We start from the raw sequence: 14,077 nt of genomic DNA on the forward strand, positions 1-14,077 counted from the left end.
TATTATATAGCCTATTTTTTTATTTATTTTCATATATACCCATATACCCTACTTGAATTTTATTAGAAATTTATTATAATTATATTGTTAGACTATTGTAACATTTTATAAAAAATAGTAAAATGAAATATGTTTTTATACAGGGGGTTATATATATGAAAATGACTTTAAAAATAGGAGGCATGCATTGTGCTGCATGTTCTAGGGCTGTAGAAAGAGCCTTGAAAAAAACAGAAGGTATTGAAGATGCCAATGTTAATATAGCTACTGAAAAAGCAGTATTCAATTATGATGAAAAAAAGCTTAAGTATGATGATATAGTGAATGTTGTAGTAAAGGCAGGATATCAGGTTTTAGGTAAGGAAGAAGATCCGACAATAGTAAAAGCAAGAGAGATAAAAGAGCAGAAAATAAGACTTATAGTATCAGCAATATTTTCTATACCTTTGTTTTATATATCAATGGCGCCTATGGTAAGTTTCGTTAAATTCCCAATACCTAGTTTTTTGGTGCATCATATTAATCCTCAAGTTTTTTCTATAGTTGCTATATTTTTATGCGTACCTGTTATGATATCAGGATATAAATTTTATACATTAGGTTTTCCTGCACTTTTTAGAGGTTCGCCTAATATGGACTCGCTTGTAGCAATAGGAACAACTGCGGCATTTAGTTATAGTATTTATTCTACTGTTTTAGCATTTATGGGACTTAATCCTCATGGGGAAAATCTTTATTATGAGTCAGCTGCAGTTATAATAACATTAGTACAGTTTGGAAAATATTTAGAAGCTAGAAGCAAAGGAAAGACAGGCGAGGCAATAAAAAAACTTATGGGACTTCAGCCTAAAACTGCCACTATAATAAAAGACGGAGAAGAAAAAGAGATAAAAATTGCAGATGTAAAAGTTGATGATATAGTATTAGTTCGTCCGGGTGAGAAGATCCCTGTTGATGGTGAAATAATAGAAGGGTACAGTAGTGTTGATGAATCCATGCTTACGGGCGAGAGCATACCAGTTGAAAAGAGTGTAGGGGATAAAGTAGTTGGGGCTTCTATAAATAAAACAGGAAGTTTCAAATTCAAAGCTCAAAAAGTAGGAGCTGATACTGCATTAGCACAGATTATAAAATTAGTAGAAGATGCACAGGGTTCAAAAGCTCCAATAGCACATATTGCCGATGTTGTTTCTTCATACTTTGTGCCTGCTGTAATAACTATAGCTTTGATATCAGGTATAATTTGGTTTATAGCTCTTCATAATTTTGTATTCTCTTTAACCGTATTTGTATCCGTACTTGTTATAGCTTGTCCTTGTGCTTTAGGGCTTGCGACACCTACTGCAATAATGGTTGGGACTGGAAAAGGTGCTGAATTAGGAATACTTTTTAAAAATGCTGAGGCCTTAGAAGTTTCTGAAAAAATAAATGCTGTAATGTTCGATAAAACAGGTACTCTTACAGAGGGCAAGCCTTATGTTACTGACATTATTTCTGATGATAAAGACAAACTTCTTTTGATAGCTGCAAGTGCTGAAAATGGAAGCGAACACCCTTTAGGCGAAGCTATAGTAAGAGAGGCCAAAGAAAAAAATATAAAACTTCTTAATATAGAAAATTTTAAAGCCATAGCTGGTTTTGGTATAGAAACATATATTGATAATAAAAAAGTTTTAATGGGTAATGGCAAACTAATGAATAAAGAAAATATCAGTACAGAAAATTATAATTCATATATGGATAAACTTTCAAAAGAAGGTAAGACTCCTATGTATGTTGCTTATGACAATAAACTTTTAGGTATAATAGCAGTTGCTGATAAATTAAAAAAAGAAAGTATCGAAGCAATAAACAGACTTCACAAACTTGGAATAAAAACTGCAATGATTACAGGAGATAATAAAAACACAGCTAATTCAGTTGCAAAAGAAGCTGGTATTGATATTGTATTTGCAGAAGTATTACCTGAAGAAAAATCTAATGAAGTTAAAAAACTTCAGGATCAAGGTTTAACTGTTGCTATGGTAGGCGATGGTATAAATGATGCACCTGCTTTGACTCAGGCTAATGTTGGTATTGCTATTGGAAGCGGTACCGATGTTGCTATTGAAAGTGCTGATATAGTATTAGTAAAATCAAACACTAATGATGTTGTAACTGCCATAGAATTAAGCAAGGCAACTATGAGGGATATAAAACAAAATTTATTCTGGGCTTTTTGCTATAATGTAATAGGCATACCTATTGCGGCAGGAGTTTTGCATGTATTCAGAGAACCTTTAATAGCTTCTTCTATAGGAGGGTTTTTAACTGCTATTATGGGTAAGGATTTACTTTTGAATCCTATATTTGCTGCTCTTGCTATGAGCTTAAGTTCTGTTTCTGTTGTTACTAATGCTTTAAGATTAAACTTTTTCAAACCAAGCAAATAGATTTTTATTTATATACTAAGTTTTTCAATCATAATTTACTCAGAGGTCCATAGAAATTTAATTTTTAATTTCTATGGACTTCTTATTATTTCTAGCGATAAATGAGCATAATAAAAAATAAATAAATTTTTTTTACAAAAAAATAAATTATAGGAAACTTTTAACCAATCAAATTCGTCTAAAAAAGTAAATAGCATGCTATATTATTTTAATAATTGAGATGATTGATTAATTTTGTAAATAGGGGGAAAATTATATATGAGAAATAGAATTAAAATAATTATAGATATAATAATGACAATTCTTTATTTCGTTTTGATGGGATATCATTTTACAGGACGAACTATACATGAATATTTAGGATTTTTGATTTTTGTATTTTTTATACTTCATAATATAATGAATATTAATTGGTATAAAAATCTACCTAAAGGAAAATACAATTTAAATAGATCGCTTAATACATTTATAAATGTCATGCTATTTATATGTATGTTTGGATTAGTGGTAAGCGGAATATTATTTAATAGAGATTTAGTAGAATTTCTTAATCTTAGCAGCATCAAAGTATTCAATAAAAAACTGCATATAGTTTGCAGCTATTGGGGATTTATATTGATGTCTGTACATTTGGGAATGCATTGGGGTATATTTATAAACATGAGTAAAAAAATTATAAATATAAAAAAACAAATATATATATTGATAGCTTTGCTAATAGCTCTATATGGAATAGTTTCTTTTATAAAAAGAGGTTTTTATATTAATATGTTTGTAATTGCCAAAGTTCCTAAAGCTGAAGAAGCTGCAGTATTTTTCTTTATGGATCATGTTGCTGTAATGGGAGTTTTTATATTCATTACTTATTACTTACATAGATTGAGCAATAAATTAAATAAGATGAGTATACAGCAAGGATAATAACTTTATAATTTTCAAAGTGCGGGCATAGATGTAATTAAGTTTTAAAATTTATTTACATACCCCGCCATTTATTCTTTATTATCTAATATGTAATTTTTACTTTATTTTATCTTTCTACTTTATTAGAAATCAAGTTTTTATTATATTAGCAGTTCATTTAACCGCCTTTAATCTGATAATTATTTATTAATAAGTATTTTTTAATTAAACATTTTATCAGTATTGACAAATATATTTAAAAATATATAATTGAAAAAATGGGTTTTATTTTCAATAAATTTTATAATCTAATTTTCAGGATAATAGATGATAGTTTTAGAAAATGTCAGTAAAGTATTTAAAACTGCTAAAAATAAACAGCTCAATGCAGTTAATAATGTGTCTTTAAAAATAAACAAAGGCGAGATATACGGTATAATAGGTTTTTCAGGAGCCGGAAAATCAACTTTGGTAAGATGCATAAACTTATTAGAAAGACCTACATCAGGAAAAGTTTATGTAGGCGGAGAGGAATTGACATCTTTAAAACCTAGAGAGCTTAGAGAGAAAAGGAAAAAAATAGGTATGATATTTCAGCAGTTTAACTTGTTCGGCTCAAGAACAGTATTTAAAAATGTTGCATACCCATTAAGATACAGAGGACTTTCAAAAGAAGAAATAGAAAAAAAAGTGATGTCTTTACTTGAACTTGTAGATATAAAAGAAAAGGCCTATGTTTATCCTTCGCAATTAAGCGGCGGACAGAAACAAAGAGTTGCAATAGCTAGAGCTTTAGCCAATGATCCGCAAATACTTTTATGCGATGAAGCTACAAGTGCATTAGATCCTCAAACAACATCTTCTATATTGAAGTTATTAAAAAAATTAAATGAAGAACTTGGAATAACTATAGTTGTAATAACCCATGAGATGAGCGTTGTAAAAGAGTTATGTCATAGAGTTGCAGTTATGAGTAATGGTCATCTTATAGAGGAAGGAAATATATTTGAGGTATTCTCTCATCCTAAAAATCAAATCACTCAGGATTTTATAGATACAACTTCAAATGTATCTAAGATATATACGCTTATAGAAGAAAAACATAATATAACAGAATTAAAACAAGGCGAATGTATATTAAGATTAAAATATAAAAAGGATTCTGTAGGAGAGGCTTTAATATCTCATATTTCAAGAAAGTTTAATGTTGATGTTAATATAATATTTGGAAATGTTGAGCTTATAGATGAAAGCCTTTTAGGCGGACTTGTTGTTATACTTCATGAAAAAGAAAAACATGGCATAACAAAAACTATAGAGTTCCTTAATGAACAAAATGTAGATGTAGAGGTAATAAAAGATGCTAGATATGATGAATAATTTAATGCCTAATGTTATGGCTGATTTGCCTAGACTTTATCAAAGCATAATACAAACTTTTGTAATGCTTTTTTATTCAGGTGTAATATCATTTTTTATAGGTGGATTTTTGGGAGTGCTTTTAATAGTTACTAAAAAATTCGGAATAATGGAAAATATATTGTTATATGAAGTATTAAGCAAAGTGATTAACTTTTTCAGAGCTATACCATTTATAATACTTCTTGCTATGTTAGTACCTCTTACAAGATTTATAATGGGTACTGCAATAGGAGTAAAAGGAGCTATCATACCATTAATATTTGGAACAGTCCCTTTCTTTGCAAGACAGATAGAAAGTGCATTATCAGAAGTTAATCCAGGACTTGTAGAGGCGGCACAGTCTATGGGATCATCTCCTATAGCTATTATTTTCAGAGTATATTTAAAAGAAAGTATAGCTCCTATAGCAAGAGGAACTACTATAACAATAATTAGTTTAATAGGACTTACTGCTATGGCTGGAGCTGTAGGGGCAGGCGGACTTGGAACTTATGCTATACAATCAGGATATTATAGAAATAAATTAGATATTATATATGTATCTGTAATACTTCTTGTAATACTTGTTGGAATTATACAGGCTATTGGAAATTTTATAGTTAAAAAAGCTACACATTAAGAAAATTATTATGATATGAAAAAACTATTTGATATTGAGAGGGATTATTTATGGAAACTTTATTGAAAAGAAGAAAAGCTGTATTGATAGGGGCAGGACATGTAGGTTCTCATGCAGGATATGCATTGGCGGCTCAAGGTTTAGTTGAAGAAATAATTTATATTGATATAGATGAAAAGAAGGCATTTTCTCAGGCTTTAGATATATTTGATGCTACAGTTTATTTACCTCATAGAGTAGAAGTAAAATCAGGAACTTATAAAGATATAGATGATGCTGATATAATGGTGGTATGTGCGGGTCCTTTGCCTAATATGAATCAAACTAGAATGGATACTTTAGGTGCTACAATAGGGGTTATGAAAGATGTAACATCTAAAATAAAAAATACAAAGTTCTCAGGAATCATAATCAATATTTCTAATCCTGCAGATGTTATCACTCATTATTTACAAAATAAATTGAATTATGATCCTAAAAGAATAATATCTACAAGTACCACATTAGATTCTGCAAGATTAAGAAGAGCCATATCAGAGGCGATTAATGTTGATCAAAAGTCAATATATGCCTATGCTTTAGGTGAGCATGGAGAAAGTCAGATGGTTCCATGGTCAACAGTTACTATAGCAGGAAAGCCTTTGTTTGAACTTATGAAAGAAAAAGATAAATACTCAAAACTTGATTTAAAAGAATTAGCTTATAAAGGAAGAAGAGGCGGCTGGGATGTTTTAGAGGGTAAAGGATCTACAGAGTTTGGAATAGGTACTGCTTTAGCTGAAGTGGCACGCGCTGTACTTTGCGATGAGCATAGAGTTCTTCCTGTTTCAGTTTATTTAAATGGAGAATACGGACAAAATGATGTTTATGCTTCAGTTCCTGCAGTGCTTGGAAGAAATGGAGTTGAAGAGATAATCGAATTAAAGATGAATGATGAAGAGAAAAAATTATTTGATGAATCTTGCAGCGTGATGAAAAAGAATTATGAATTAGCTTTGAATATGTAATAATATTTATTATAGTATTATTATATATTGACAAATATTATATAAAATATAGTAAGGCAAATTCTCAATTATAAAATTTATAAAAGAGAATTGTATTATATAAAAATGATAATGCTATGAGAAGAATAATTTTACTTTTTATTTTTATATTTTCTGTTTCATGTTCTAATGCTGATAAAAATGTCCATATAGTGAGAGTGGGATATATAGGCGAGTCGGATAAAATTATTTGGCAAGAGGTGATGAAAAAAGTTTCTAATGATAATATAGAAATAGAATTGGTATCTTATATTAATTATTCTTCTCCTAATAAAGTTTTAAATGATGGTGAAATAGATTTAAATAATTTTCAGCATTATGCATTTTTTAATAAGGAGTTGGAAGATAAAGGATATGAATTAACTGCTATAGCAGATACATGTTTAGCTGCTATGAATATATATTCTGATAATATAACAAATATTAATCAGATTAAAGAGAATGATAAAGTTGCTATACCTAATGATGATTCTAATAGAGGCAGAGCTTTAAAAGTATTAGCAGCGGCAGGATTGATAGAATTAAAAAATATATATAAACAAAATCCTACTGTTAATGATATAAAAGAAAATAAATTAAATTTGGATATAATTGAAGTTGATGCTGGAAGTATATATGGTTTGCTTCCAGATATAGCAAGTGCCGTTATCAATAGTAATTTTGCTTTAAACTTCGGACTTGATCCTTATAGAGATTCTATATTTAAGGATAATACGAGCAATTATACTGATAAAAATTATATAAATATTATAGCTGCTAGAACAGAAAATAAGGATAATGAGACATACAAAAAAATAATAAATGCATATCAATCTGATGAGATTAAAGAAATATATAATAAAAAATTTAATGGAATATATAGCTGTTTGGTAATTTTATAGTTTTTAGTTGGGGGGACTATGAAATCTTTAATAATATTTTTTTTATTAATTAATATTCTTTCTTGCAATAATTCTAATGTTGATATTATAAAGGTAGGACATATAGGAGAATTTGATTCGGATGTATGGCAGAAAATAGATGAAGAGTTAAAAATTGAAAATGCAAGATTAGAACTTGTATATTTTGAAGATTATGAAATTTTAAATAAGGCTCTAAATGATGGTGAGATAGATTTGAATTCTTTTCAAAACTACATATATTTTGTAAATGAAACTAATAAATATAATTATAATCTTCATATATTAGGAAAAACTTTCGTGGCTCCTATGAATATATATTCAAAATTTCTTACGAATATAAATCAAATATCATCTAATGCTACAATAGCCATTCCTGATGATGAAGTAAATTTATCAAGAGCATTGCAAGTATTAGAAGTGGCAAATATCATTAAACTTGAAAGATTTGATACGAGTTTTTATAATATATCTAATATTATAGAAAATAAATTAAATATTCAATTTATAACTATGGATGCTAGTATAATTTATTATAATATGGATAAGGTTGATGCCGCCGTTATAAATTATGGATTTATTTCAGATTATATAAATTATAAAATTATATTTTATGATGATATATCAAAATATTCGCATGCTGGTTTGATGTCCTATGCTAATTTGATTGTATGCCGAGAAAAAGATAGAAATTATAATCTTTATAAGTTTATAACAGAAAGCTATAGACAGAAGATGAAGAAAAATATAGATAAAAATATATTAGATGGTCTTATTGCAATTGACTAATAATTAAATATAGGGATACATATAATGAAAAAATTATTATTTATTTTGTTTTTATTACTATTTATTATTTCTTGTAATTGTAAAAAAGAAGAAGTGGTAAAGATAGGATACATAGGGGAGCTTGACATGAGCATATGGGAATACGTAGCAAATGAAATGAAAGAACAAAATATTTTATTAGAATTAATACAATTTTCAGACTATTCTATAATAAATAAAGCTTTAAATAGCAAACATATAGATTTGAATCATTTTCAGCATTATGCTTATTTCGTTAATGCTACAAATAAAAACGATTATTATTTGAGTATAATAGATAAAACTTTTATAGCTGCTATGAATATGTATTCAGAAAATTTAACTAATTTATCTCAGTTACAACTACATTCAAAGATAGCAGTACCAAAAGATGAAGTAAATTTATCAAGATCATTAAAAATATTGGAATCTATAGGATTATTAAAATTAATTAGGAAGAATAATATTAATTATAATTTTACCACAAATGATATAAGAGAAAATTATTTGAAATTAGAGTTTGTAGCTGTAGAGGCAGATGATGTTTATTCTGTCATGTCTTTTGTTGATGGAGCTTTTGTTAATCTCAATCTTAATTTTGATTTTAAAGATTCAAATATATTATATTATGATGATCCTAGTAAATATGATTCTGATATGTATATAAATCTTATAGTTGCAAGATTAGAAGATGAAGATAATAGCGTTTATAAAAAGATAGCTGAGACTTATAAAAAAAGAATAAAAGAGGTTGTCGAATCAGGAAAATTAAATGGAATTATCATCAATTATTAATAGTTTTTATTGAAATTATTCAAAAAATAATATAATCTAAATAAATTAATTTAATTAAAATTTTATAAAGGAGCGAAAATGAAAAAATTTTTATTATTTATATCATCAGCCATATTATCATTAATGATATTATCATGCGGAAATACTTCTTCTGGTGATCAAAAGGTAGTTAAAGTTGGTTTTGCTGGAGAGTCTGATTATCAAATCTGGGATCCTATAGTAGCTAAACTAGCTGAAGAAGGAATAAAAGTAGAGTTAGTATCTTTCTCTGATTACACTATACCTAATCAGGCTTTAAATGATGGAGAGATTGATTTGAATGCTTTCCAACACTATGCATACTTTAATGATGAAGTATCAAATAAAGGATATGATTTAACTGCTATAGCTGATACTTATATATCTGCTATGAATATTTATTCTACTAATATCACAGATGTAAAACAATTAAAAAACGGCGATAAAATAGCTATACCTAATGACCCTTCTAATGGTGGAAGAGCTTTAAAAGTTCTTCAGGCTGCAGGAATCATTAAAGTAAAACCTGAAGCAGGAGATACTCCTAGTGTAAGCGATATAATAGAAAATCCTCTAAATATTGAAATCGTAGAAATGGATGCAGGTGCTATTTATGGTGTTCTTCCTGATGTTGCTTGTGCTGTTATTAATGGAAACTATGCTATAGACTTCGGTTTGAATCCTGGTTCTGACTATATATTCAAAGATGACCCTTCTATTTATAGTGGAAAATCTTTTGTCAATTTGATAGCTGCAAGAACTAAAGATAAAGATAATGAATTATACAAAAAAGTTGTAGCAACTTATCAATCTGAAATAGTAGAAAAAGTTTATAATGAGAATTTCTTAGGTTCTTATCTTCCTACTTGGAAATAATAAATAGAATTAATTTTTGATTAAGTTAAGCTATGTATATTTTTTATACATAGCTTTTATTTCATATTACTTAATTAATATAAAAATTATAATATATTTTGGATAAAATGTGTATCATATAACTAATATCAAAGAAGCATAAAAAATTATAAGGAAAATTGTTTGTTAGCCTACTCTTCTATAATTAACTTCCTACTATATATATATTTTATGCTGAAAATCAAGTTACTCATTTCTTCCAAAATATACAATTTTTTCATAAAAAATAAGAATTTATAAGTATAAATAACATTATTTTTTTAATATTTATCAAACTAAATAAAAACTTCATTTATCAGTTATAATAGTATATTTTAATTCCTTCCCTTTTATGTATTTTATTTTTATTCAAAATTAGTAATATCATTTATTTTAAAGCTTAAATAATAAAAGCATTCATGACCAAGATTTTATTATATTTATAATCTCATTCACGAATGATGAGCTGATTCTTAAATATAAATAATATTTGAATTATTAATTTATTTATATTATTTTCTTAATCTACCGTACGTTGTATAAGTTATAAATTTAAAATTTCACATTATAACATTTATAAATAACAAAAATTGTCGCTTTTATAAAAAATAAGAAAATAAATAACTTAAATGCACTAAATAAAATTCTTAAGGTTTTTTTTATATTACCGTTAATATTAGAAGTTAATTACTAAAAAAGGAGTTCTTAGTATGACTATCAATAGAATAAATAATAATGTACAGCAAACAGCACAAGTTCAGATGCCTGCTCCTAAAGAAAATATTGCAGCTCAAAACCCTACTAATATACAAAAGATAAGCCAGCAAGGAAACGGTATGTCTCCTCTTTCAAGCAGATACACTTACGCTATAGGACGTGATGGTAAAAGATACGTTTTACAGCTTAGAATAGATATATCTTCTGTAAGAGCTTTCAGTTCATTAGCTTAAAATATATTTTTTGTATTAAGCATATATTATGTAAACATATACACTAGAAATATTTTTGTAAGGATAGTTCTATGCTGAATATTAGTATATAAAAGCTGGAATTTAAATTCCAGCTTAATAATACTATATTTAAATATATTTCTTTACAACTATTCTGTTGCCTTCTACAAGAATAACTTTTAAATTGCTACCTTTATCTATGAATTCCCCTTCACTAACTGCATCGTACTTTTTTCCATCTATAACTATATATCCTGAAGGTCTGAAAAAAGTATCAGCTATTCCCTCTTTACCTATTAAATCATCATAAGAAACGCTTGAATGATATCCAGAAGTATCACTATCTAATGTAATCTTATCTTTAAAATCTTTTGATTTACTCATAAACCTTGCAATCAATATTATAAGTACAATATCTATTAATAAAGAAATAAATATCACAAAAGAAGCTACGGCTATATTATGTATGCCGAAAGAAATGAATACTCCGGCTACAATTCCTATTATTCCAAGTATACCTGTAATTCCAAAACCCGGTATAAGAAATAATTCAACACAAAGAAGAACAACCCCAAGTATAAATATGGCAGGTGCTAAAAATGTGCTACTTCCTGAAAAAAACTGAATAAAGAAAAATACAGCAAAAGCTATTATGGCTGTTACTCCTCCAACACCAAACCCTGGGGTTTTTATTTCAATATATATTCCAGCTATACCTATAGACATTAAAATACTCAATACAAAAGGATTGAGAAGAAATTTCAATACAGAATCATATCCATCTTCTTCTATATTTACTATTTCAGCATTATTCATATTTTTTAATTCTAATATCTCATTTATGGAATTGGCTTTTTTATCAGCTATATTTATAGATACTGCCTCATCTGCACTTAATGTAAGTAAAGTCTTATCATCTAAATCTATACCGTCACTTTTCTTAGTTAAAACTATAGTTTCATCAACCATAGCTTCAGCAGCTTTGGAATTCTTTTTCGTAGTTTCTGCAGATGCTCTCATTGCAGCACGCATAGCACTAACCTCTTTTTCTCCTGCCTTTTTGGGTTCATTGCCATTTAAATATACAGGAGTTGCTGCCCCTATAACGCTTCCGTCAGACATATAAATTTCTTTGGCACTCAATGATATCAAAGCACCAGCTGATAATGCATTCTTATTAATATAAACCACTACAGGTACATTACTTTCCATAATATAGTTTTTTATAGATAAAGCCGAAGAAAGAAGTCCTCCAGGAGTATCAAGTTCTAATATAATCAAATCTGCCTTTTTATCATCTGCTTCATCTATAGCCTTTTTTAAATATCCAGCATACCATCTGTTTATCTCTTGAAATTCCTGTCTCTTTATAACATAAACTTTACCATCTTTCGAATATAAATAATTAGAAAAAATAAAAATGCTCAAAAGAAGCATTATTAATATATTATTAATTTTTTTCATAAATATCACTCTCTTATTAAATATATTATTATTTTAGTATAACTTATATTTTTTTCAAGCATGCATTATAAAGTTCTAACACTTTATTCTAATCCACACCCAAACCTTATTCAAATTTATAATCTTTTCAACACCGTTTATCAGACTATTGTTTATTGTTGAAATTATAATTTAAAAAATAGTATATATTTTAGGCGTATCACAGCGACGGTGAGGAAGTAAGAAATTTAAAAAAAAATCTTGGGTGGGATGCTATTAAATTATAATTGAGTCACTAAAAAATTAAAAGTTTGAATTCATAGTTAAACTATAAATATAAAAAGGGTGGGGTGAAAATATAGCTTTAAAACTTAATTACATACCACACCCTTTTTTCTATAAAATACAATTTAGAAATTTATGCTTAATTATTTTTGTATACGGACACTGAAATTATAACGCCCACCCAAATTTTATTTATATTGCAGAATTTTTTCATGATTGAAAGCTTATTATCAATGTACCTGCCACTATAAAAAGCACACCTATAATAATTTTTATATTTAATGCCTCTTTTAAAAATATTGCAGCTAATATTATAGTAAAAATTATAGAAAGTTTATCTATAACTACTACTCTATTAACATTTCCAATCTGTAAAGCCTTGAAATAAAAAAGCCATGATAAACCTGTTGCTATGCCTGATAATACTATAAATATTATAGTCTTTGTATTGAGATTTTTTATAGTTTCAAAAGTATTTATAGAGTTCACAGAATTTGTGTAAAATACTATAATCCAAGACATTATCAATATTATAATAGTTCTTATGGCAGTTGCTAAATTTGAATTAATACCGGCTAAACCTATCTTTATAAGTATAGCAGTAAGAGATGCAAATATTGAAGATAATAATGCAAAAATAATATCCATAGAAAAGCCTTTAATTTTTAATATAGTATTTTTAATATTATATTTTTTATAATGAATTATTTTTTATTCATAATGTTTTTATGGAGATAAAGCACATTATCTAAAAGCATAGAAACAGTAACGCTTCCAACGCCATTAGGTACAGGAGTAATATAAGAAGCTAACTTTGAAGCCTCCTCAAAATTAACATCACCTTTTAAAGAACCGTCCTCTAATACATTTATACCTATGTCTATAACTACAGCTCCTTCTTTTATATATTCTCCTGTAATGAATTCTGCTTTTCCAATTGATACACATAATATATCAGCATTCTTACAAAGCTCTTTTAAATTCTTAGTTTTTGAATGTGCTATAGTAACAGTAGCAGATTTTTGTAAAAGTAAATGAGCTAAAGGCTTTCCAACTATCTCGCTTCTTCCTATAACAACAGCATTAGCACCTTCTATATTTATGCCGGATTTTTCTATTAAAGCCATAGCACTCTTTGCTGTACAAGGAGCTAAATTACTATCGCCTATAAATATCCTACCCAAATTAACATGAGATATTGCATCAGAATCCTTTTCTATTGAAATAGTTTCATAAACTTTTTTCTTGCATATATGTTTAGGAAGAGGCATCTGAATCATTATTCCACTTGTTTCTTTTTCTTTGTTTAAATATTCTATCAATGTTAAAAAATCTTTCTCTGTTGTATTCACAGGAAGATTATGCAAAGAACCTATCATTCCTACACTTTCAGCTTGTTTCTTTGCCCTTTTAAAATAAACCTCTGTAGATTTATCATCCTCAAAATATAGAAAATCTATCCTTGGTTTCTTTTCAAGAATTTCTGTTTCCTTCTTTATCCTTTCTTTTATCTCTTTTGCTAATTCTCTTCCATCTAAAATATTAGACATATAAACTCCTAATC

13 protein-coding genes are annotated in these 14,077 nt (G+C 27.6%); 10 read left to right on the plus strand and 3 right to left on the minus strand.

Annotated features, from left to right (window positions below; translation table 11 throughout):
* The first annotated feature begins 155 nt into the window (after positions 1-155).
* From BRSU_RS12485 to BRSU_RS12530, 10 genes are all read left to right on the plus strand, one after another.
* Positions 156-2,432: a heavy metal translocating P-type ATPase gene (locus tag BRSU_RS12485; RefSeq protein WP_083997914.1), complete on the plus strand. Its 2,277-nt coding sequence runs from the start codon at positions 156-158 to the stop codon at positions 2,430-2,432.
* Positions 2,433-2,690: 258 nt separating this feature from the next.
* Positions 2,691-3,353 (plus strand): DUF4405 domain-containing protein, encoded by a 663-nt coding sequence (locus BRSU_RS12490; RefSeq protein WP_048595912.1) that lies wholly within the window; start codon positions 2,691-2,693, stop codon positions 3,351-3,353.
* A 309-nt stretch (positions 3,354-3,662) separates the two neighbouring features.
* The gene (locus tag BRSU_RS12495) at positions 3,663-4,715 is read left to right on the plus strand and encodes a methionine ABC transporter ATP-binding protein (RefSeq protein ID WP_048595914.1); all 1,053 of its coding nucleotides are present in this window, start codon (positions 3,663-3,665) and stop codon (positions 4,713-4,715) included.
* Positions 4,696-5,376 carry a methionine ABC transporter permease gene (locus tag BRSU_RS12500; protein WP_048595915.1) on the plus strand — a complete coding sequence of 227 codons (681 nt, stop codon included), beginning with the start codon at positions 4,696-4,698 and terminating at the stop codon, positions 5,374-5,376. Before BRSU_RS12495 ends, BRSU_RS12500 begins: the two co-directional genes overlap by 20 nt.
* Before the next feature lie 50 nt (positions 5,377-5,426).
* On the plus strand, positions 5,427-6,383 hold the full coding sequence (locus BRSU_RS12505) for an L-lactate dehydrogenase (RefSeq protein ID WP_048595917.1): 957 nt from the start codon (positions 5,427-5,429) through the stop codon (positions 6,381-6,383).
* 116 nt (positions 6,384-6,499) lie between these two features.
* Positions 6,500-7,303, plus strand: a complete 804-nt coding sequence (locus BRSU_RS12510; RefSeq protein ID WP_048595919.1) for a MetQ/NlpA family ABC transporter substrate-binding protein — start codon at positions 6,500-6,502, stop codon at positions 7,301-7,303.
* Between the two features lie 18 nt (positions 7,304-7,321).
* Positions 7,322-8,110 (plus strand): MetQ/NlpA family ABC transporter substrate-binding protein, encoded by a 789-nt coding sequence (locus BRSU_RS12515; protein ID WP_048595921.1) that lies wholly within the window; start codon positions 7,322-7,324, stop codon positions 8,108-8,110.
* Between the two features lie 24 nt (positions 8,111-8,134).
* Complete coding sequence (locus BRSU_RS12520) at positions 8,135-8,923, plus strand: MetQ/NlpA family ABC transporter substrate-binding protein (protein ID WP_048595923.1); 789 nt, start codon at positions 8,135-8,137, stop codon at positions 8,921-8,923.
* A 78-nt stretch (positions 8,924-9,001) separates the two neighbouring features.
* Positions 9,002-9,817 (plus strand): MetQ/NlpA family ABC transporter substrate-binding protein, encoded by an 816-nt coding sequence (locus BRSU_RS12525; protein WP_048595925.1) that lies wholly within the window; start codon positions 9,002-9,004, stop codon positions 9,815-9,817.
* Between the two features lie 728 nt (positions 9,818-10,545).
* On the plus strand, positions 10,546-10,785 hold the full coding sequence (locus BRSU_RS12530; RefSeq protein ID WP_048595927.1) for a hypothetical protein: 240 nt from the start codon (positions 10,546-10,548) through the stop codon (positions 10,783-10,785).
* A 129-nt stretch (positions 10,786-10,914) separates the two neighbouring features.
* On the opposite strand, the gene BRSU_RS12535 is transcribed toward BRSU_RS12530, so the two are convergent.
* The 3 genes from BRSU_RS12535 to BRSU_RS12545 all read right to left on the minus strand — a co-directional run bounded on the left by BRSU_RS12535 (position 10,915) and on the right by BRSU_RS12545 (position 14,063).
* The gene (locus BRSU_RS12535; RefSeq protein WP_048595930.1) at positions 10,915-12,249 is read right to left on the minus strand and encodes an NfeD family protein; all 1,335 of its coding nucleotides are present in this window, start codon (positions 12,247-12,249) and stop codon (positions 10,915-10,917) included.
* Between the two features lie 474 nt (positions 12,250-12,723).
* A complete protein-coding gene (locus BRSU_RS12540; protein WP_048595932.1) occupies positions 12,724-13,161 on the minus strand; it encodes an EamA family transporter in 438 nt (145 codons plus the stop codon).
* Positions 13,162-13,217: 56 nt separating this feature from the next.
* Positions 13,218-14,063: a bifunctional 5,10-methylenetetrahydrofolate dehydrogenase/5,10-methenyltetrahydrofolate cyclohydrolase gene (locus tag BRSU_RS12545; RefSeq protein ID WP_048595933.1), complete on the minus strand. Its 846-nt coding sequence runs from the start codon at positions 14,061-14,063 to the stop codon at positions 13,218-13,220.
* Positions 14,064-14,077: the final 14 nt, after the last annotated feature.

The organism is Brachyspira suanatina (assembly GCF_001049755.1).
In the GTDB taxonomy this organism is placed as follows: Bacteria; Spirochaetota; Brachyspiria; order Brachyspirales; family Brachyspiraceae; genus Brachyspira; species Brachyspira suanatina.

Coding starts and splice junctions, on each gene's coding strand:
- BRSU_RS12485 (WP_083997914.1), top strand. CDS start 156: ATGAAAATGACTTTAAAAATAGGAGGCATGCATTGTGCTGCATGTTCT.
- BRSU_RS12490 (WP_048595912.1), top strand. CDS start 2,691: ATGAGAAATAGAATTAAAATAATTATAGATATAATAATGACAATTCTT.
- BRSU_RS12495 (WP_048595914.1), top strand. CDS start 3,663: ATGATAGTTTTAGAAAATGTCAGTAAAGTATTTAAAACTGCTAAAAAT.
- BRSU_RS12500 (WP_048595915.1), top strand. CDS start 4,696: ATGCTAGATATGATGAATAATTTAATGCCTAATGTTATGGCTGATTTG.
- BRSU_RS12505 (WP_048595917.1), top strand. CDS start 5,427: ATGGAAACTTTATTGAAAAGAAGAAAAGCTGTATTGATAGGGGCAGGA.
- BRSU_RS12510 (WP_048595919.1), top strand. CDS start 6,500: ATGAGAAGAATAATTTTACTTTTTATTTTTATATTTTCTGTTTCATGT.
- BRSU_RS12515 (WP_048595921.1), top strand. CDS start 7,322: ATGAAATCTTTAATAATATTTTTTTTATTAATTAATATTCTTTCTTGC.
- BRSU_RS12520 (WP_048595923.1), top strand. CDS start 8,135: ATGAAAAAATTATTATTTATTTTGTTTTTATTACTATTTATTATTTCT.
- BRSU_RS12525 (WP_048595925.1), top strand. CDS start 9,002: ATGAAAAAATTTTTATTATTTATATCATCAGCCATATTATCATTAATG.
- BRSU_RS12530 (WP_048595927.1), top strand. CDS start 10,546: ATGACTATCAATAGAATAAATAATAATGTACAGCAAACAGCACAAGTT.
- BRSU_RS12535 (WP_048595930.1), bottom strand. CDS start 12,249: ATGAAAAAAATTAATAATATATTAATAATGCTTCTTTTGAGCATTTTT.
- BRSU_RS12540 (WP_048595932.1), bottom strand. CDS start 13,161: ATGGATATTATTTTTGCATTATTATCTTCAATATTTGCATCTCTTACT.
- BRSU_RS12545 (WP_048595933.1), bottom strand. CDS start 14,063: ATGTCTAATATTTTAGATGGAAGAGAATTAGCAAAAGAGATAAAAGAA.